Annotated in this window: 16 protein-coding genes and 1 pseudogene; 5 read left to right on the top strand and 12 right to left on the bottom strand. The window is 69.9% G+C overall.

Features of this window, described 5'->3' with window-relative positions; genetic code table 11:
• Positions 1–7 precede the first annotated feature (7 nt).
• Entirely contained in the window at positions 8–265 is a 258-nt protein-coding gene (locus BJ965_RS24535) for a hypothetical protein (RefSeq protein ID WP_030838058.1), read from the bottom strand.
• A gap of 262 nt (positions 266–527) precedes the next feature.
• Between BJ965_RS24535 and BJ965_RS24540 the strand changes: the two are divergent.
• Both BJ965_RS24540 and BJ965_RS24545 read left to right on the top strand, forming a co-directional pair.
• Positions 528–737 (top strand): annotated as a pseudogene (locus BJ965_RS24540) (zinc ribbon domain-containing protein); the annotation flags it as partial.
• Between the two features lie 54 nt (positions 738–791).
• The gene (locus tag BJ965_RS24545) at positions 792–935 is read left to right on the top strand and encodes a hypothetical protein (RefSeq protein ID WP_184918080.1); all 144 of its coding nucleotides are present in this window, start codon (positions 792–794) and stop codon (positions 933–935) included.
• Between the two features lie 9 nt (positions 936–944).
• On the opposite strand, the gene BJ965_RS24550 is transcribed toward BJ965_RS24545, so the two are convergent.
• Positions 945–1,826, bottom strand: a complete 882-nt coding sequence (locus tag BJ965_RS24550; protein WP_184910801.1) for a DUF4429 domain-containing protein — start codon at positions 1,824–1,826, stop codon at positions 945–947.
• 94 nt (positions 1,827–1,920) lie between these two features.
• Here BJ965_RS24550 and BJ965_RS24555 point away from each other — a divergent pair, with 94 nt between their 5' ends.
• On the top strand, positions 1,921–3,510 hold the full coding sequence (locus tag BJ965_RS24555; RefSeq protein WP_184910803.1) for a beta-N-acetylhexosaminidase: 1,590 nt from the start codon (positions 1,921–1,923) through the stop codon (positions 3,508–3,510).
• A gap of 122 nt (positions 3,511–3,632) precedes the next feature.
• Here the strand turns inward: BJ965_RS24555 and BJ965_RS24560 are convergent, their stop codons facing one another.
• From BJ965_RS24560 to BJ965_RS24605, 10 genes are all read right to left on the bottom strand, one after another.
• Positions 3,633–5,402 (bottom strand): IucA/IucC family protein, encoded by a 1,770-nt coding sequence (locus BJ965_RS24560; RefSeq protein ID WP_184910805.1) that lies wholly within the window; start codon positions 5,400–5,402, stop codon positions 3,633–3,635.
• Positions 5,399–5,950 (bottom strand): GNAT family N-acetyltransferase, encoded by a 552-nt coding sequence (locus BJ965_RS24565; protein WP_184910807.1) that lies wholly within the window; start codon positions 5,948–5,950, stop codon positions 5,399–5,401. The genes BJ965_RS24560 and BJ965_RS24565 overlap by 4 nt, the downstream gene beginning before the upstream one ends.
• Positions 5,947–7,224: a lysine N(6)-hydroxylase/L-ornithine N(5)-oxygenase family protein gene (locus tag BJ965_RS24570; RefSeq protein WP_184910809.1), complete on the bottom strand. Its 1,278-nt coding sequence runs from the start codon at positions 7,222–7,224 to the stop codon at positions 5,947–5,949. The genes BJ965_RS24565 and BJ965_RS24570 overlap by 4 nt, the downstream gene beginning before the upstream one ends.
• Positions 7,208–8,650: a lysine decarboxylase DesA gene (gene desA, locus BJ965_RS24575; protein ID WP_184910811.1), complete on the bottom strand. Its 1,443-nt coding sequence runs from the start codon at positions 8,648–8,650 to the stop codon at positions 7,208–7,210. Before desA ends, BJ965_RS24570 begins: the two co-directional genes overlap by 17 nt.
• 157 nt (positions 8,651–8,807) lie before the next feature.
• A complete protein-coding gene (locus BJ965_RS24580) occupies positions 8,808–9,662 on the bottom strand; it encodes a siderophore-interacting protein (RefSeq protein WP_184910813.1) in 855 nt (284 codons plus the stop codon).
• A gap of 34 nt (positions 9,663–9,696) precedes the next feature.
• Positions 9,697–10,740, bottom strand: coding sequence for an ABC transporter substrate-binding protein (locus BJ965_RS24585; protein ID WP_184910815.1), 1,044 nt, complete (start codon positions 10,738–10,740; stop codon positions 9,697–9,699).
• 208 nt (positions 10,741–10,948) lie between these two features.
• Positions 10,949–12,109 (bottom strand): acyl-CoA dehydrogenase family protein, encoded by a 1,161-nt coding sequence (locus BJ965_RS24590; RefSeq protein ID WP_184910817.1) that lies wholly within the window; start codon positions 12,107–12,109, stop codon positions 10,949–10,951.
• A 5-nt stretch (positions 12,110–12,114) separates the two neighbouring features.
• A complete protein-coding gene (locus BJ965_RS24595) occupies positions 12,115–13,065 on the bottom strand; it encodes a hydroxymethylglutaryl-CoA lyase (RefSeq protein ID WP_184910818.1) in 951 nt (316 codons plus the stop codon).
• The gene (locus BJ965_RS24600) at positions 13,062–14,978 is read right to left on the bottom strand and encodes an acetyl/propionyl/methylcrotonyl-CoA carboxylase subunit alpha (protein WP_184910820.1); all 1,917 of its coding nucleotides are present in this window, start codon (positions 14,976–14,978) and stop codon (positions 13,062–13,064) included. The genes BJ965_RS24595 and BJ965_RS24600 overlap by 4 nt, the downstream gene beginning before the upstream one ends.
• A 14-nt stretch (positions 14,979–14,992) precedes the next feature.
• Entirely contained in the window at positions 14,993–16,609 is a 1,617-nt protein-coding gene (locus BJ965_RS24605) for a carboxyl transferase domain-containing protein (RefSeq protein WP_184910822.1), read from the bottom strand.
• Positions 16,610–16,696: 87 nt separating this feature from the next.
• Here BJ965_RS24605 and BJ965_RS24610 point away from each other — a divergent pair, with 87 nt between their 5' ends.
• A complete protein-coding gene (locus BJ965_RS24610) occupies positions 16,697–17,290 on the top strand; it encodes an SACE_7040 family transcriptional regulator (RefSeq protein WP_184910824.1) in 594 nt (197 codons plus the stop codon).
• A gap of 139 nt (positions 17,291–17,429) precedes the next feature.
• Positions 17,430–18,587: an acyl-CoA dehydrogenase family protein gene (locus tag BJ965_RS24615; RefSeq protein ID WP_184910826.1), complete on the top strand. Its 1,158-nt coding sequence runs from the start codon at positions 17,430–17,432 to the stop codon at positions 18,585–18,587.
• Positions 18,588–18,618 lie beyond the last annotated feature (31 nt).

Consider the following 18,618-nt stretch of genomic DNA (forward strand, 5'->3'; position numbering starts at 1 on the left):
CGTATTCCTAGCCGTAGACGATGCGCCGCAGCTGCCGGAGCGAGAGCTCAGGCGGGGCCACCGCGCGGTATTTGAGGTCCGCCTCGATCCGCTCGAAGATCGCCGCGTTGACCAGGCCCTGGGCCTGGAGCTCGCGGTGGCGGCGACGGACGTACTCCTCGGTCGTCTCGTCGAAGTAGGCGAGCACGTCCTGGATCACACGCAGCGCCTCACCCCGCCCGAGGGCGGTGGACCGCGTCAGATGATCAACGAGTTCGTCGTGCACTCGCTAGATCCTGGGGTACCGGCGACGCTTTCGCAAGAATTCTGCCCGATTTCGGGCAAGCGCCTGAAGGGATCCCTTGGGTCAGCTACCACGCCCTCGCCAACAACAGCCTCCTGCTCGGCCGGAACCCGGCCTTCCACCTGCACGCCGGCGACATCGCGTATCAACGGCCACAACCACCAGTACGAGCGCACCGACGTGATCAAGGGGAACAAGGTCACCAAGAAGCTCCCGATCGGCGGCACGACCTACCCCGAGACCGGACGGACCCAAACCCCTGCACGTACGGGAATGGACCTGCCCCGCCTGCGGCGCCCTCCACGACCGCGACCACAACGCCGCGATCAACGTCAAACAGGCCGCCGGACTGGCGGCATCGGCCTGCGGAGCGCCGGTAAGACCGGGACTCGTCCCGGCACAGCGCGAAGAAACAGGAAGCCATGGAACCCCCACCCGAACCTGTGCCGCGTAGCGACACAGGTTCGGGTGGGGGCGGCCAGAATCCTCGGGCTTCAGCCCGAGGAGCATGTCAACTCGACTACTCCTTCCTGCGCTGCGCGTGGACGTCACCCCCGCGCCGAAGGGGCGCCTGGCCACGCTCACGGTGCGCGGCATCGCCGAGACCGGTGACCAGGTGGACCACTTCACGGTGGCGCGCCGGGCGAAGTAGCCGCGGGCGCTACATCCGCTTGAGGATCGCCTGCTTGGCCAGGGCGAACTCCTCGTCCGTCAGCACGCCCGCGCGGTGCAGCTCACCGAGCTCGCGCAGGCGGCGCAGCAGGGCGTCGTGATCGTCCTCGGCGGACGCGACCGGAGCAGAAGGCAACTCCGGTCGCGCGTCCACGATGTCGGCGGTGGCCCGGGCCGGGTGCGGAAGCCTGGCCTGGACCGCCGCCGCGACCAGCGCCATCAGCGGGTCCTTCTTGAAGCCCCACAGCTCCACGGCGTTGGGGTCGTACTTGGGCGGGGCCTTGGTGGGCGCGTGCCGCACGGTGAAGCGCAGGTGGCCGTTCTCCAGACCGGCCGCCGGGTGCCACTCCACGCCCGTGATGTCGGCGAGCGCGAGCGTGCGGGCGCCGGCGGCGGCCTTGGCGTCCTCCGTCTTCCAGTTCCACTCCAGGCGTATGCGCTCGCCGTCGAAACCGGCGGTGCCGTCCCCTGCGGAGACCGACAGGGGGACCGAGGGGCCCGGCAGCAGATACGCGTCGACCGGGCCGGCCGGGACCTGGTCGAGGAGCAGGGCGCTGCGGACCTCGTCCACGACGTACTCGGCGACGCCGAAACGGTCGGGCTCCACCACTAGCTGGTACGGGTCGTGGGGCTCGGTGAGCCGCCCGCCCGTGGCCTGCAGCAGGGGGTCGGCACCGTCGCGCAGCCGGAGCCGGAGCCGCCCCGACTTCTTGCCCTGCTCCAGGGAGATACCCGCCAACGACCCCAGCGGTACGACCAGTTCACCCAACTCCTTGCGCAGCAGACTGACGTTCTTGTCCCGTCCGGGAGTCAGCCGCAGCGCGTCCCCGTCGAAGGCCCACGTGCCGTCCTTCTGGATGATTTCCGCCATGGGGTGGATTGTTCCACCCGTCTCACGAGAGAGTGGTCCAGACCTCCTGGGGCTCAACGGCTCGTGAAGGGACACGCTTGTGAGAGATGGCCGTGTGAGACAGCACCGCAGAACGCTCCGCCTGCTCGGTTCCCTGCTGCTGGTCGCGATGGCCGCCTCGGTGACCGGGGCCGCTCCCGCACCGGCGGCATCGCCCACCCCGCTCGACCGGGTGATCCCCGCGCCCGCCTCGGTCGCCCCGGGCGGATCCCCGTACCGGATCACCCGCGGCACCCACATCCGCGTCGACGGATCCCGTGAGACCCGGGCCGTCGGCGAGTACCTCGCGAAGATCCTGCGCCCCTCGACCGGCTACCGCCTCCCCGTCACCGCCCAGGGCGCCGGGGGCATCCGACTGCGCTTGGCCGAGGGCCCGTTCGGCGCCGAGGGCTACCGGCTCGACAGCGGCCGGGGCGGCGTCACCATCACCGCCGCCCGGCCCGCCGGGCTCTTCCACGGCGTGCAGACCCTGCGCCAGCTCCTGCCCGCGGCCGTCGAGAAGGACTACGTCCAGCCCGGCCCCTGGCTGGTCGCCGGCGGCACGATCACGGACACCCCGCGCTACGGCTGGCGCGGCGCCATGCTCGACGTCTCCCGCCACTTCTTCACCGTCGAGCAGGTCAAGCGCTACATCGACCAGCTCGCCCTCTACAAGATCAACAAACTGCATCTCCACCTCAGCGACGACCAGGGCTGGCGCATCGCCATCGACTCCTGGCCGCGCCTGGCCACCTACGGCGGTTCCACGGAGGTGGGCGGCGGCCCCGGCGGCTTCTACACCAAGGCCGACTACCGGGAGATCGTGCGCTACGCCTCCTCCCGCCACCTGGAGGTCGTGCCCGAGATCGACATGCCCGGCCACACGAATGCGGCGCTGGCTTCGTACGCCGACCTGAACTGCGACGGGGTGGCGCCGCCGCTCTACACCGGCACCGAGGTCGGCTTCAGCTCGCTGTGCGCCGACAAGGAGATCACGTACGACTTCGCGGACGACGTGATCCGGGAACTCGCCGCGCTCACGCCGGGCGGGTACCTCCACATCGGGGGCGACGAGGCGCACTCCACCAGCCATGAGGACTACGTGAAGTTCATGGACCGGGTGCAGCCGATCGTCGCGAAGTACGGCAAGACGGTGGTGGGCTGGCACCAGCTGACCGGGGCGACACCGGCGAAGGGGGCTCTCGCCCAGTACTGGGGGCTGGACGGCACCAGTGCGGAAGAGAAGGCGCGGGTGGTGAAGGCCGCGCAGGGTGGGACGGGACTGATTCTGTCTCCGGCGGACCGGGTGTATCTCGACATGAAGTACACGAAGGAGACGCCGCTGGGGTTGTCGTGGGCTGGGTATGTCGAGGTGAAGCGGTCGTACGACTGGGATCCCGGGGCGTATCTGCCCGGGGTGCCGGGCGGGGCCGTACGGGGTGTCGAGGCGCCGATGTGGTCGGAGACGCTGGAGAACTCCGCGCACATCGAGTACATGGCGTTTCCGAGGTTGCCCGGTGTCGCCGAGCTGGGGTGGTCGCCGGCTTCGTCGCATGACTGGGAGCGGTACAAGGGGCGGCTTGCTGCGCAGGCCGAGCGGTGGGATGCGCTGGGGATCGACTATTACAGGTCGCCCCAAGTGCCGTGGGGCGGTAGCGGCAAGTGATCTGTCTGCGGGCCGGTGGGGGCTTGCCGCGCAGTTCCCCGCGTCCCTGAAGGGGCGCCCCCTGCAAGCAAGATGACGGGCACCCCGGAGGACCGTACTCCAAGGTGCCCGTCTGCTTGGGGTCAGAACTCGGCTATCGGGTTCTTCAGGGTGCCCACCAACTGCAGGGCACCCGACGGGTCCGACAGGTCGACCATCTGTTCGTTGTTGCGGAGTTGGAGGCGGTTGAGGCAGGAGAGGGCGAACTCGGGGGCGAACATGTCGTACTGCTCGAACTTGTCGGCGAGTTCGGGCATCGACTCCTGGTAGGCGCGGGTGACGTCCGCGACCGTGCGCCAGAAGTCGTCCTCCTCCAGGATTCCCTCGGTGGCGAGGTTCGCCGCGAGGAAGCGGAAGAAGCAGTCGAAGACGTCCGTGAAGATCGACAGGAGTTTCTTGTCCTCCGGGACCTCCACGCGGAGCCGCTCGACCGTCGGCGGCAGCACCGCGTCCGGGTCCATGACCGCGATCTCCTCGGCGATGTCCTTGTAGATCGCGCGCTGCACGACCCCGTCCTTCAGCACCAGGATGACGTTCTCGCCGTGCGGCATGAACACCAGGTCGTAGGCGTAGAAGCTGTGCAGGAGGGGCGTGAAGTAGGCCTGGAGGTAGCGGCGCAGCCACTCCTTCGGGTCGAGGCCCGACTGCTCGATCAGTGCGCCCGCCACCGAGGCGCCCTGGTGGTCGACGTGGACCAGGGACGCCATCGTGGCCAGGGACTCGCCCTCCTGGAGCGAGGGCACCGGGCTCTCCCGCCACAGCGCGGCCAGCATCTTGCGGTACGGCGAGTAGCGGTCCGTCGCCTGCTCGTACTCCAGGTGCCGGTAGCCGACCGCCGCGCGCTCCCGGATGATCGACAGGCCCGTGGAGCGCAGCACCGGGTCGCCCTCGATGAGCTGGGCCAGCCAGTCGTTGATCGCCGGAGTCGCCTCCATGTAGGCCGCCGAAAGGCCGCGCATGAAGCCCATGTTGATGACCGACAGCGCGGTTTTGACGTAGTGCTTCTCAGGGCTGGTCCGGTTGAAGAAGGTCCGGATGGACTGCTGGGCGAGGTACTCGTCGTCGCCCTCGCCCAGGCACACCAGGTGCTTCCGGGCGACCTCGGCGGCGAAGGTGACGGTGAGCTTGTTCCACCACTGCCAGGGGTGGACCGGGATGAACAGGTAGTCGGCGGGGTCCAGGCCCGCCTCGCGCAGGACGCCGTGGAAGCGCTCGACGGTCTTCTCGCCCAGTTCCTCGCGCAGGAACGACTCGTACTCGATGCCGACACCGGCCGTGAACGCGGCGCGCGACCTGTGCGCGGCCAGCCACACCAGCCGGACCGGGCTCGCGGTCTCCGGCGCATACGACAGGTACTCGTGGATGCCGAAGCCGAGCCGGCCGTTGTTGGCGACGAAGCAGGGGTGGCCCTCGGTCATGCCGGTCTCGATGGCCTGGAAGTCGCCGCGCGCCAGCTCGGCCGCCGCGGTGTTCGGCTTGGTGAGCTTGTAGCACGTGCCGGAGAGGGTGGAGGAGATCTCCTCCAGGTAGACCGGCAGGATGTCGTCGCTCAGGCCCAGGGACTTCTGCAGTTCGGTGAAGAAGTCCAGGGCGGCGAGCGGGAGTTCGGCGCCGTTCCGGTGACGGGTGATCGTTGCGGCGTCGACCTGCCAGTGGTCCAGGGCGCGGCGGGCGGCCGAGAAGCGGTAGCTCGTCAGGCCGTCGTCGCTGCGGACGACGTAACTCTCCCCGTCCTGCTCGGGGGTGATCAGCCGCTCGTGCGCGAACTCGGCGAGCGCTTTGCGGACCAGCAGGCGGTTGGCCTGGTCCCAGCGCTCGGGGGACAGGTGTGCCACGGCGTCGGACAGGGTCATGTCGCCACTCCTCGGGCAGCCAGGTACTGCTCGCGCGTGCAGAAGCTGAGCAGCGCGCGCTTCTCCGGCTTGTCGATCTCGCGCTCGGCCACGAAGCCGACGGCCTCGTTGAGCGCATGTACTGCCTTGTTGCTCACGTCGGGCTCCACCACGACCCGGCGGGTGCGCGGGTCGGCGAACAGGTCGTCCATCACGGCGGTGATGACGGCCTTGGTGAAACCGTGGATCGGCCGGTCGGTCGGCGCCACCAGGAAGTGCATGCCGACATCGCCGGGCTCCGGGTCGTACAGGCCTTCCAGCTCGACGTACCGGGGGTCGTACTTCTCCATCAGGAACGCCGGGCGGCCCTCGTGCAGGCCGATGTAGGCGTCGTGGTGCTCGTGCGCCGCGATCCGCATGTACTCGCGCTCGACGTCCTGGAGTTTCGCGTCCTGCATCATCCAGTAGGCCGCCTTGGGGTGGGTGACCCAGGAGTGCAGCAGCTCGGCGTCCCTCAGGGGGTCGAGCGGGCGGACGGTGAGCGTGCCGATGCCGGTGGTGGCGCTCATATGGCGAACTCCTGGAACGCGATGCTCTTCTCGACCGGGTAGTACTCGCTGCCGAGCAGCTCGCGGATGATGTACGCGTTCCGGTACGGGCCCATACCGAGGTCCGGGCTGGTGATGCTGTGCGTGTGGACGCCGCCGTTCTGCAGGAAGATGCCCCGGCCGGTGACGTCGATCGCGTAGTTGCGGGCGACGTCGAAGTTGCCCTGCGCGTCGTAGACCAGGCGGTCCTTGACGGGGGCCAGGAACTCGGGCTCGGCGTACTTGTAGCCGGTCGCCAGGACCAGGCCCTGCGAGTCCAGCTCGAAGTCCTTGCCCTGCTCCTCCTGGCGGAAGCCGAGGGTGTACGTGCCGTTCTCGTACCGGGCGCTGTTCAGCGCGCAGTTGGTGAGCAGCCGGGTGGGGACCGGGCCGCCGAGGTTCTTCTGGTAGAGCAGGTCGAAGATCTCGTTGATGAGGTCGCCGTCGATGCCCTTGAACAGGCCCTTCTGCTCGGCCGTGAGGCGGTAGCGGGTCGCCTCGGGCAGCTCGCGGAAGTAGTCGACGTACTCCGGGGACGTCATCTCCAGCGTGAGTTTGGTGTACTCCAGCGGGAAGAAGCGAGGGGAGCGGGTGACCCAGTTCAGCCGGTAGCCGTGGACGTCGATCTCGCTGAGCAGGTCGTAGTAGATCTCGGCGGCCGACTGGCCCGAGCCGACCAGCGTGATCGAGTCCTTCTTCTGCAGCTCCGCCTTGCTGTCCAGGTAGCGGGAGTTGTGCAGGAAGTCGCCGCCCAGGCCCCGGCAGGCCTCGGGTATGTGGGGCGGGGTGCCGGTGCCGAGGACCAGGTGACGGGCCCGGTAGGTGTCCCCGGCGGTGGTCCGCACGACGTAGAGCTCGTCCTCGTACGTCACCTCGGCGACCGTCGTGCCGAAGCGGATGCTGCTCAGTTTGCCCGCGGCCCAGCGGCAGTAGTCGTCGTACTCGACGCGCAGCGGGTAGAAGTTCTCGCGGATGTAGAACGAGTAGAGCCGCCCCTTCTCCTTCAGGTAGTTCAGGAAGGAGTACGGGGACGTCGGGTCGGCGAGGGTGACCAGGTCCGACATGAACGGGGTCTGGAGGTGGGCGCCGTCCAGGAACATGCCCGCGTGCCACTCGAAGTCGGGCTTCGACTCCAGGAAGACACCGTCGAGTTCGTCGATGGGCTCGGTCAGGCAGGCCAGGCCGAGGTTGAAGGGGCCGAGCCCGATCCCCACGAAGTCTCGGGTTCTGGTCGGGTTGTCAGGACGCGCGGTCAAGGGACTCTCCCAGGTACTGCTCGGCGTGGCCGGCGATCAGATCGAGGACGGCGGCGATGTCGGAAGCCTGCGTCTCGGGGTTGAGCAGGGTGAATTTCAGGTAGTGGCGGCCGCCGACCTTGGTGCCCGCGACGATGGCGTCACCGGAGGCGAACAGGGCCTTGCGGGCGTAGAGGTTGGCGCGGTCGATCTCGGCGGGGTCGGTGACGGCCGCCGGGATGTAGCGGAAGACCAGGGTGGACAGGCTCGGCTCCACGACGACGTCGAAGCGCGGGTCGGCGGCGATCAGCCGCCAGCCCTCCCGGGCCAGCTCGCACACCTCGTCGAAGAGCTGCCCGATGCCGTCGGCGCCCATGGTCCGCAGGGTCATCCACAGCTTGAGGGCGTCGAAGCGGCGGGTGGTCTGCAGGGACTTGTCCACCTGGTTCGGGATGCGCTCCTCCACCATGCGCCGCGGGTTGAGGTACTCGGCGTGGTAGGTGGCGTGGCGGAGCGTGGCGGCGTCCCGCACCAGCACGGCGGAGGAACTCACCGGCTGGAAGAAGGACTTGTGGTAGTCGACGGTGACCGAGTCGGCGCGCTCGATGCCGCTGATGCGGTCCCGGTGCTTCAGGGAGGCGAGCAGGCCGCAGCCGTAGGCGGCGTCGACGTGCATCCAGGTGCCGAACTGCTCGCACAGCTCGGCGATCTCGGGCAGCGGGTCGATGGAGCCGAAGTCGGTGGTGCCGGCGGTGGCGACGACGGCCATGGGGACGAGGCCGTCCTTCGCGCAGCGCTCCAGCTCGCGGGCGAGCGCGACGGTCTGCATGCGCTTGTCGTGGTCGACGGGTATGGAGACCACGGCGTCCGGGCCGAGCCCGAGCAGCTTCGCGGACTTCTTCACGCTGAAGTGGCTGACCTCGGAGGCGAAGATGCGCAATTCGGAGAGGTGGTCGCTCTTCGCCTCCTCGCGGGCGAGCAGCAGGGCCTGGAGGTTGGACTGGGTGCCGCCGGAGGTGAACACGCCGTCGGCGGCGGGGCCGAGGCCGATCCGCTCGGTCGTCCAGTCGATCAGTTTGCGCTCGATGAGGGTGCCGCCGGCCGACTGGTCCCAGGTGTCCAGCGAGGAGTTCACGGCGGACAGGACGGCCTCGCCGAGCACGGCCGGGATGACGACCGGGCAGTTGAGGTGGGCCAGATAGCGGGGGTGGTGGAAGTAGATCGCGTCCCGGAGGTAGACGTCCTCCAGTTCGTCGAGCACCGCGCCGGTGTCGTGCAGCGGCTGGTCGAGGTCGATCGCGTCGATGCGCGGGGACAGCGTGTCGACGGTGATGCCGGTGAACGGCCGGTCGGTGGCGGCGAGTTTGGCGGCCACCCGCTCGACTCCGTCGGTCACGGAGCGGCGGTACTGCTCCGCGGTGGTGTCGTTGAGCAGGTGCGAGCGCATGTGCGGGTCCTCCGGTGGGGACAGTCCGGTGTGGGACGGGGTGGGCTGGTCTCCGGCGTCCAGAACTTAGGTAAGGCTAACCTAACTTGATCGAGATGAGGGCGGGCCCTGCCGTGACAGTGGTCACTCGTGTCACTTCAGTGCCGGTGAGCCGCGGCTACGCCTCCGCCCGCAGCTGCTCCTCGCTCACGCCACGCCGCCAGTAGCCGACGAACGTCACCCTGCGGCGGTCGATCCCGCGGTCGCGCACGAAGTGCCGGCGCAGCTCCTTCACGCATCCGGACTCGCCGGCGATCCAGACGTACGGCCGCTCGGTCGCGGGCAGATGGGCGGCGCGGAGGGCGTCGAGGGCCATGGGGGACCCCTCGGTGCCCCTCTCCTCCCTGACCAGCCAGGTGATCTCGGCGTCTGCCGCGGTCACCAGGTCCTGGATGTCGCCGGCGTGCGGGACTTCCAGCCAGACCCGGGCGCGGGTGCCGGCCGGCAGTGCCTCGACGATGGCCGAGGCGGCCGGTACGGCGGTCTCGTCGCCCCAGACGACGACGAGGTCGGTGTCCTCGGGCGGCCGGAACCGGATCGCCCGGTTGTCGGCGACGGCCGGCCCGAGCAGCAGGACCCGGTCACCCGCGGCGGCCCCGGCGGCCCAGCGGGAGGCGGGGCCGGCCTGGACCGTGGCGCCCGGCTCGACGCCGTGCAGGGCGAAGTCGATGTCGATCTCGTCCGGGTCGCGGCGCAGGGCGCGCAGGGTGTACGACCGCATCACGGCCCGTACGTCGTCCGGGAGTTCACGCCAGCCCTGCCACCAGCCGTCCCCCAGTTCGAGCGGGACGGCCGGCTCGGGCTGCCCGGGGTGCGGCAGGAAAAGCGACAGGGACTGGTCCCGCCCGCCGGAATGGAAGGCGTGCAGATCGGGTCCCCCGAAGGTGACCCGGACCAGAGACGGCCCGAGCCGCCTCGTCCGCACGACCTGGAGGGAGAAGAAACGGAACGGGGCGGCTACGGCGGTGGTCACGTGCGGCTCCTGGACGTCAGGAAGGGGGAGGGGGTCAGGCGACCTTCTTGGCCGACTCGATGGCCTTCGCGAGGTTCTCCACCAGAGGCGTGCACTTGTCGTACGACAGGATCGGCTCGGGCGAACGGGAGATGACCTGACCGGCCTTGACCGCGGGCAGCTTCTTCCAGGTCGCCTCGGTGATGTCGGCCGGCTGGATGGTCGAGGCGCGGTCGTCCATCATGATGATGTCCGCCGGGTACTTGTCGACGTTCTCCCAGCTGAGGTTCTCGAACCAGCCGCCGTTGGCCTCCTTGGCCTTCGCCGGGGGCTCGACGAGGTTCACGCCGAGAGCCTTGAAGTACTCCAGGTCGATGGAGAAGTCGGAGCCGGAGACGTAGAAGATGGCGTCCGAGGCGGAACCGGCCAGCACCTTGATCTCGGGGCGGGACTTGGCAGCCTTGCGCAGCCGCTCGGAGGCGGCCTCGAAGCGCTTCTTCGCCTCGACGACCTTCGCGGCCTTGAGGTCGGCGCCGAGGGACCCCGCGAGCTCGGCCATGCGCTGCAGCGGCTTCGGCATCTGACGGTCGAAGACCGAGATGGCCACGCTCGGGGCCAGCTTGGCGATCTTGTCCTTGGAGGCCAGCGGGACGTACCAGAGGCTGCCGGCGGCGTCGAAGGTGGTGGTGATCAACACCTCCGGCTGGAACGCCGCGTACTGCTCGACGTTGAACTGGTCGAACCTGTTGCCGAAGACGGTCAGCTTGCTGACGTCCATGTCGCCGGCCTGGACGTCGGCCTTGCCGTCCTTGGTCTTGGTCGGGCCGAAGACGCCCTTGACCTCGATGCCGTAGTCGTACAGCGCGGCGGCGACACCGGTGAAGGCGACGATCTTCGTGGGGGCGTGGTCCAGGTTCACGGTCTTGCCGCGGTCGTCCTTGAAGGACCAGGGGCCGGACTTGGCGGCACCCTTCGCGTCCGAGCCTCCGTCCCTGGAGTCCTCACTGCCACACGCGGTCACGAGGGCGCCGAGCCCGAGAGCACCACCGGCGGCGAGCAGGCCGCGGCGGGAGTAACGGGCGGTTCTGGCGTTCGACATGACGAGATCTGCTTTCGTGCGTACGGAACCACTGCGGGCACGGCTGACAGCCGCTTGACTGGATCAAGCTTAGGTTAGCCTAACCTCGTTTTGTGTCCAGGGGGGTGTTCGGGTGTGTGCCCGGGGGTGGGGGTGGAGATGCGAACGGGCGCAGTGATCCGAGTCACTGCGCCCGTTCGGCAGGCCACCTTCGGCCCTGGTCCGTCGCTCAGCCCACCAGCCCCAACTCCCGCGCGATCAGCATCCGCTGGACCTCGCTCGTGCCCTCTCCGATTTCGAGGATCTTGGAGTCGCGCCACATGCGGGCGACCGGGTACTCGTTCATGAAGCCGTAGCCGCCGTGGATCTGGGTGGCCTCTCGGGCGTTGTCCACCGCGACCGTGGAGGAATGGAGTTTCGCCAGGGCCGCTTCCTTCTTGAAGGGGGCGCCGGAGACCAGGCGGGCCGCCGCGTCGCGCCAGGCGAGGCGGGACGTGTGGGCCTTCATCTCCATGTCCGCGATCTTGAACTGGATGGCCTGGTTCGCCGCGATCGGCCTGCCGAAGGCGTGGCGCTCCTTGGCGTACTTGACCGACTCGTCGACGCAGCCCTGCGCCAGGCCCGTCGCCAGCGCCGCGATCGCGATGCGGCCCTCGTCGAGGATGCGCAGGAACTGGGCGTAACCGCGGCCCTCTTCACCCAGGAGGTTCTCCGCCGGGACGCGGACGTCCGTGAAGGACAACTCCCGGGTGTCCGAGGCGTTCCAGCCGACCTTGGAGTAGGGGGCCGCGACCGTGAAGCCGGCGGTGCCCGACGGGACGATGATCGAGGAGATCTGCGGCCTGCCGTCGGGCTTGCGGCCCGTGACCGCCGTGACCGTCACCAGGCCCGTGATGTCCGTGCCCGAGTTGGTGATGAAGCACTTCGTGCCGTTGATGACCCATTCGTTCGTCGACTCGTCCAGCCGGGCCGTCGTGCGGGTCGCGCCCGCGTCGCTGCCGCCGTCCGGCTCCGTCAGCCCGAACGCGCCGAGGACGTCGCCCGAGCAGAGGCGGGGGAGCCACTCCCGCTTCTGGGCCTCGGTGCCGTAGAGGTGGATCGGCATCGCGCCGAGGGAGACGCCGGCCTCCAGGGTGATCGCCACCGAGGAGTCGACCCGCGCCAGCTCCTCCAGGGCCACGCCGAGGGCCAGGTAGTCGCCGCCCATACCGCCGTACTCCTCGGGGAACGGCAGGCCGAACAGGCCCATGCGGCCCATCTCCCGGACGATCTCGTACGGGAACTCGTGCCGCTCGTAGAAGTCGCCGATCTTCGGCGCCACCACCTCGTGCGCGAACTCCTCGACCGTGCGGCGGAGTTCCTCCAGCTCGGGGGAGAGACGGTAGTCCATGGTGATCAGTGCTCCTCGGTGTCCTCGTGGGACAGGGCTCGGACGGTGCGGGACGGGCTGGGTCGGCCCAGGTGGGTGGCCATCCACGCGCTCGTGGCGACGAGGCGGCCGAGGTCGATTCCGGTGTCGATGCCGAGGCCCCGCAGCATCCACACGAGGTCTTCGGTGGCGAGGTTGCCCGTCGCCGACTTCGCGTACGGGCAGCCGCCCAGGCCGCCCGCCGAGGCGTCGACGGTCGTCACGCCCTGCTGGAGTGCCGCGAGTGTGTTGGCGAGGGCCTGGCCGTAGGTGTCGTGGAAGTGCACGCCGAGGGCCGACACCGGGACTCCCGCCTCGTCCAGGGCCGCGAGGAGTGCGACCACATGGCCCGGGGTCGCCACTCCGATCGTGTCGCCCAGGCTCAGCTCGTCGCAGCCCATGTCCAGGAGGGACGTGCAGACCTTCACCACCTGGGGGATCGGGACCGCGCCTTCCCACGGGTCGCCGAAGCACATGGAGAGGTAGCCGCGGACATGGACGTCCTCGGACTTCGCGCGGCTCACCACCGGCTCGAACATCGCCAGCGCCTCGTCCACCGTGCGGTTGAGGTTGGCCTTGGCGAAGGACTCCGTCGCGCTGGCGAAGACCGCGACCCGCCGGGCGCCCAGCGCAAGGGCGCGGTCCAGGCCGCGCTCGTTGGGGACGAGGACGGGCAGCGACACCGGGAGATCCCCGACCATCGGGAACAGCGCTTCCGCGTCCGCCAGTTGGGGGACCCACTTGGGGTGGACGAAGCTCGTCGCCTCGATCGTCGTCAGGCCCGCGTCGGCCAGGCGGCGGATGAACTCCGCTTTGACCTCCGTGGGAACCGTCGCCTTCTCGTTCTGCAGGCCGTCGCGCGCACCGACCTCGTGGATGCGGACACGGGTCGGCAGATCCCTGCTCGGGACGGCCATCGGGAGCCCTGGGACTGTCATTCCGCCGCCTCCTCGTGCGGTGCGATGACCGCCAGCACCTGGTCCATGGCGACCGTGGTGCCCGGTGCCACGTCCAGCTCGGTGACCTTTCCGGCGTGCGGCGCGGAGATGACGTGCTCCATCTTCATCGCCTCCACCACCAGCAGGCTCTGACCGGCGCTCACCTCGTCGCCGACGGCGACCTTCACCACCGTCACCGTGCCGGGCATCGGCGCGGTCAGCGAGTCGGCGCCCCCGTGGGCGGCGCGGGTGAGGGACGCGGCGACCGGGTCGTGGTCGCGCACATGCCAGGCGTCGCCGTCGCGGCCGAGCCAGTCGGCGGCGCGGTGGAACGTGTGGCGTACGCCGTCCAGCGTGACGGAGACCCGGTCGCCGGTGACCGTGGCCGTGCCGCGCGGGGTGTACTCCAGGGGCTCCTGCACCCGCAGGGGGAAGACCGGCTGCTTCGGTACGCCGCCCAGACGCCAGCCGCTCGGCACCGAGAAGGGGTCCGTCCAGCCGCCAGGTTCCGGCCGCAGGGCTTCCACCCGTACGGCCGCCGCCGCCTCGTACACCTCCTCCGGTACGTCCGTGGGGACCAGGTCCTCCACCTCGCGCTCGACCAGGCCCGTGTCCATGTCGCCGGAGACGACCGCCGGGTGGGCGAGGAGACGGCGCAGGAAACCGGCGTTCGTCTGCACGCCGAGCGTGACCGTCGCCGCCAGGGCCGCCCGGAGCTTGCGCAGGGCGGTCGCGCGGTCGGGGCCGTAGGCGATGACCTTGGAGAGCATCGGGTCGTAGAGGCTGCCGACCTCCGTGCCCTCGGTGAGGCCCGAGTCGGTGCGGACGCCGTCGCCCTGCGGTTCGCGCAGTCTCAGCACCGTGCCGCCGGAGGGGAGGAAGCCGCGGGCCGGGTCCTCGGCGCAGATGCGGGCCTCCACGGCGTGACCGGTCAGCCGTACGTCCTCCTGGGCGAAGCCGAGGGGCTCCCCGGCCGCGACCCGCAGCTGCCACTCGACCAGGTCCAGGCCCGTGATCAGCTCCGTGACCGGGTGCTCCACCTGGAGGCGGGTGTTCATCTCCATGAAGTAGTACGACGACGGGTCGTTGCCGGGGACGATGAACTCCACCGTGCCCGCGCCCCGGTAGCCGCACGAGCGGGCCGCCTGGACCGCCGCCTCGCCCATCGCGGAGCGCGTCTCCTCGTCGAGGAGCACGCTCGGCGCCTCCTCGATGATCTTCTGGTGACGGCGCTGGAGGGAGCACTCGCGCTCGCCGAGGTGGACCACGTTCCCGTGGCCGTCCGCCAGGACCTGGATCTCGATGTGGCGGGGGCGGTCGATCCAGCGCTCCACCAGGAGCGTGTCGTCGCCGAAGGAGGCGCGGGCCTCGCGGCGGGCCGACGCGATCTCTTCCTCCAGTCGGGTCAGGTCCCGCACCAGGCGCATGCCCTTGCCGCCGCCGCCCGCGCTGGGCTTGAGCAGCACGGGCGCGCCCAGCTCGCGGGCCGCCTCCGCCAGGTCCGGGTCACGCCCGCCGGGCACGACCGGCACCCCGGCCTTCTGGACCGTCTCCTTGGCGCGGATCTTGTCGCCCATCAGCGCGATCGCGTCCGCCGGAGGGCCGATGAAGACCAGGCCGGCCTCGGCGCAGGCGCGCGCGAACGCGGCGTTCTCGGCGAGGAAGCCGTAGCCGGGGTGGACGGCCTGGGCGCCCGTGCGGGCGGCGGCGTCCAGGAGGCGCTCCACCGAGAGGTAGCTCTCGGCCGCCGGGGCCGGGCCGATCCGCACCGCCGAGTCCGCCTCGCGGACGTGCCGGGCGTCGGCGTCCGCGTCGGAGAAGACGGCCACCGAGCGAACGCCCATCGACCGCAGCGTACGGATCACCCGTACGGCGATCTCGCCGCGGTTGGCCACCAGTACTGTCTCGAACATCGTCGTCCGTCCCCTCACATCCGGAAGACGCCGAACTGGGGGTCACCCAGGGGCGCGTTGGCGCACGCGGTCAGGGCCAGGCCCAGGACCTGACGGGTGTCCAGCGGGTCGATCACACCGTCGTCCCAGAGGCGGGCCGACGCGTAGTAGGCGTTGCCCTGGCGCTCGTACTGGGCGCGGATCGGGGCCTTGAAGGCGTCCTCGTCCTCGGCCGGCCAGGACTCGCCGCGCCCTTCCAGCTGGTCCCGCTTGACGGTCGCGAGGACCGAGGCGGCCTGCTCGCCGCCCATGACCGAGATCTTGGCGTTCGGCCACATCCACAGGAAGCGGGGGGAGTACGCCCTGCCGCACATGGAGTAGTTGCCCGCGCCGTACGAGCCGCCGACCACGACCGTGAGTTTCGGTACGCGGGTGCAGGCCACCGCAGTGACCATCTTGGCGCCGTGCTTGGCGATGCCGCCCGCCTCGTAGTCCTTGCCGACCATGAAGCCCGAGATGTTCTGGAGGAACACCAGCGGGATGCCGCGCTGGTCGCACAGCTCGATGAAGTGGGCGCCCTTCTGGGCGGACTCGGAGAACAGGATGCCGTTGTTGGCGACGATGCCCACAGGGTGACCGTGGATCCGGGCGAAGCCCGTGACCAGGGTCTGGCCGAACTCGGACTTGAACTCGGCGAAGCGGGAGCCGTCGACGACCCGGGCGATGATCTCGCGTACGTCATAGGGGGTGCGGGAGTCGACCGGGACCGCGCCGTAGAGGCTGTGCGGGTCGACCTTGGGCTCCGTCGCCTCCGTGACCTCCCAGGGGAGCGCCCCGCGCGCGGGGAGGGTGGAGACGATGGTGCGGACGATGCGGAGCGCGTGCGCGTCGTTCTCCGCGAGGTGGTCCGTGACGCCCGAGACACGGGAGTGGACCTCGCCGCCGCCGAGCTCCTCCGCCGTGACGACCTCGCCGGTGGCCGCCTTCACCAGGGGCGGGCCGCCCAGGAAGATGGTGCCCTGGTTGCGGACGATCACCGCCTCGTCGCTCATCGCCGGGACGTACGCCCCGCCGGCCGTGCAGGAGCCGAGGACGGCGGCGATCTGGGGGATGCCGGCGCCGGACATGCGGGCCTGGTTGTAGAAGATGCGGCCGAAGTGGTCGCGGTCCGGGAAGACCTCGTCCTGCATGGGGAGGAAGGCGCCGCCGGAGTCCACCAGGTAGACACAGGGGAGGCGGTTGTCGAGGGCCACCTCCTGGGCGCGGAGGTGCTTCTTGACCGTCATCGGATAGTACGTGCCGCCCTTGACCGTGGCGTCGTTGGCGATGACCACCGTCTCGCGGCCGCTGACCCGGCCGATGCCGGCGATGACTCCGGCCGCCGGGGCCTGGTCCTCGTACATCCCGTCGGCCGCGAGCGGGGCCAGCTCCAGGAACGGCGAGCCCGGGTCGAGGAGAGTGTCCACGCGGTCGCGGGGGAGCAGCTTGCCGCGCGCCGTGTGGCGGGCGCGGGCCCTCTCGCCGCCGCCCTGTGCGGCGGAGGCGAGCTTGGTGCGCAGCTCCTCGACGAGGGCGTGGTGCCCCTCCTCGTTGGCCCGAAAGGCCTCCGACGCGGGGTCTGCCGCGCTCGTGAGCTCCGGTGCCTCGTGCATCCTGCGGGTCCCCTCACCTTGTTAATGAGCGTTAACGCATTTCCTTCAGGTTAACGACCGCTAACCTCCCTGTCTAGAATTGTTTTCATGGCCACCAGAACCGACGCCCCCACCCGCCGTGAGCAGATCCTCAAGGAGGCCGCGCGGCTGTTCGCCGAGCGGGGCTTCCACGGGGTCGGAGTCGACGAGATAGGTGCCGCGGTCGGGATCAGCGGGCCCGGGCTGTACCGGCACTTCGCGGGCAAGGACGCGATGCTCGCGGAACTGCTGGTGGGGATCAGCGGGCAGTTGCTGACCGGGGCGAAGCGGAGGCTGGCGGAGGCGGACGGGAGCGGGGCGGAGCGGGTGCTCGACTCGCTGATCGAGGGGCACATCGACTTCGCGCTCGACGACCGGCCCCTGATCACCCTGCACGACCGTGAGCTGGACCGCCTCCGGGACACCGACCGGAAGATGGTGCGGCAGTTGCAGCGGCAGTACGTGGAGTTGTGGGTCGGGGTGGTGCGGGAGGTGTACCCGGGGCTCGGTGAGCCCGCGGCCCGCTCCGCTGTGCACTCGGTGTTCGGCTTGTTGAACTCGACGCCGCATCTGGGGAGGGCGGGGTCGTTGCCCGGGCGGGGGGCCATGGCGGAGCTGCTGCACCGGATGGCCCGGGGGGCGTTCGCGGCGGCGGAGAGCTGACACGCGGACCCTCGGTGCCCCACCGGCGTGGTAGGCGTGACGAGCGTTACCCCGCCCCCACCCTGGACGGTCGTTGATACTCGCCGGTATCTTGGGCTGAGCAAGCGCTTAGACATGCGAAGTCGTGGAGGTGGCGGTCGTGCGCCGTACGGTGTTCAACGAGGATCACGAGGCGTTCCGGGAGACCATCCGCGCCTTCATCGAGGCCGAGGTCGTACCGGTGTACGACGAGTGGTTCGCGGCGGGCCAGGCGCCCCGCGACTTCTACTACAAGCTCGGTGAGCTGGGCATCTTCGGCATCAACGTGCCCGAGGAGTTCGGCGGCGCGGGCCTGGAGAGCCACAAGTTCGAGGCCGTGATGTACGAGGAGACCGCTCGCGCCGGTGTCCAGTTCGGCGGCTCCGGTGTGCACGTGCTGCTCGCCCTGCCCTACATCAAGATGCTCGCCACCGACGAGCAGAAGAAGCGGTTCCTGCCGAAGTTCGTCTCCGGCGAGGAGATGTGGGCCATCGCGATGACGGAGCCGGGCACCGGTTCCGACCTCGCGGGCATGAAGTCCACCGCCAAGCTCTCCGAGGACGGCACGCACTACGTCCTCAACGGCGCCAAGACCTTCATCACCGGCGGCGTGCACGCCGACCGTGTGATCGTCTGCGCCCGCACCTCCGCCCCGACCGCCGAGGACCGCCGCCACGGCATCTCCCTCTTCGCCGTCGACACCAAGTCCGAGGGCTACTCCGTCGGCCGCAAGCTCGACAAGCTCGGCCTGAAGACCTCCGACACCGCCGAGCTGGCCTTCGTCGACGTCAAGGTGCCCGTCGAGGACCTCCTCGGCGAGGAGAACAAGGGCTTCTACTACCTCGGCCACAACCTGGCCTCCGAGCGCTGGGGCATCGCCTTCGGCGCCTACGCCCAGGCCAAGGCCGCCGTCCGGTTCGCCAAGCAGTACGTGCAGGAGCGCACCGTCTTCGGCAAGCCCGTCGCGCACTTCCAGAACACCAAGTTCGAGCTGGCCGCCTGCCAGGCCGAGGTGGACGCCGCCGAGGCCGTCGCCGACCGCGCGACCGAGGCCCTGGACGCCGGCGAGCTCACCCCCGCCGAGGCCGCCTCCGCGAAGCTGTTCTGCACCGAGGTCGCCCACCGCGTCATCGACCGCTGCCTCCAGCTGCACGGCGGCTACGGCTACATGAACGAGTACCCGATCGCCCGCCTGTACGCGGACAACCGCGTCAACCGCATCTACGGCGGCACCAGCGAGATCATGAAGTCGATCATCGCCAAGGACATGGGCCTGTAAGGCCCCCGACACCGAGACGCGATCACTGGCC

Origin of the sequence: Streptomyces luteogriseus, assembly GCF_014205055.1 — a bacterium.
Classification (GTDB): Bacteria; Actinomycetota; Actinomycetes; order Streptomycetales; family Streptomycetaceae; genus Streptomyces; species Streptomyces luteogriseus.

Coding starts and splice junctions, on each gene's coding strand:
- BJ965_RS24610 (WP_184910824.1), top strand. CDS start 16,697: ATGGCCACCAGAACCGACGCCCCCACCCGCCGTGAGCAGATCCTCAAG.
- BJ965_RS24560 (WP_184910805.1), bottom strand. CDS start 5,402: ATGACCCTGTCCGACGCCGTGGCACACCTGTCCCCCGAGCGCTGGGAC.
- BJ965_RS24590 (WP_184910817.1), bottom strand. CDS start 12,109: ATGGACTACCGTCTCTCCCCCGAGCTGGAGGAACTCCGCCGCACGGTC.
- BJ965_RS24565 (WP_184910807.1), bottom strand. CDS start 5,950: ATGAGCGCCACCACCGGCATCGGCACGCTCACCGTCCGCCCGCTCGAC.
- BJ965_RS24585 (WP_184910815.1), bottom strand. CDS start 10,740: ATGTCGAACGCCAGAACCGCCCGTTACTCCCGCCGCGGCCTGCTCGCC.
- BJ965_RS24605 (WP_184910822.1), bottom strand. CDS start 16,609: ATGCACGAGGCACCGGAGCTCACGAGCGCGGCAGACCCCGCGTCGGAG.
- BJ965_RS24550 (WP_184910801.1), bottom strand. CDS start 1,826: ATGGCGGAAATCATCCAGAAGGACGGCACGTGGGCCTTCGACGGGGAC.
- desA (WP_184910811.1), bottom strand. CDS start 8,650: ATGCGCTCGCACCTGCTCAACGACACCACCGCGGAGCAGTACCGCCGC.
- BJ965_RS24595 (WP_184910818.1), bottom strand. CDS start 13,065: ATGACAGTCCCAGGGCTCCCGATGGCCGTCCCGAGCAGGGATCTGCCG.
- BJ965_RS24600 (WP_184910820.1), bottom strand. CDS start 14,978: ATGTTCGAGACAGTACTGGTGGCCAACCGCGGCGAGATCGCCGTACGG.
- BJ965_RS24545 (WP_184918080.1), top strand. CDS start 792: ATGTCAACTCGACTACTCCTTCCTGCGCTGCGCGTGGACGTCACCCCC.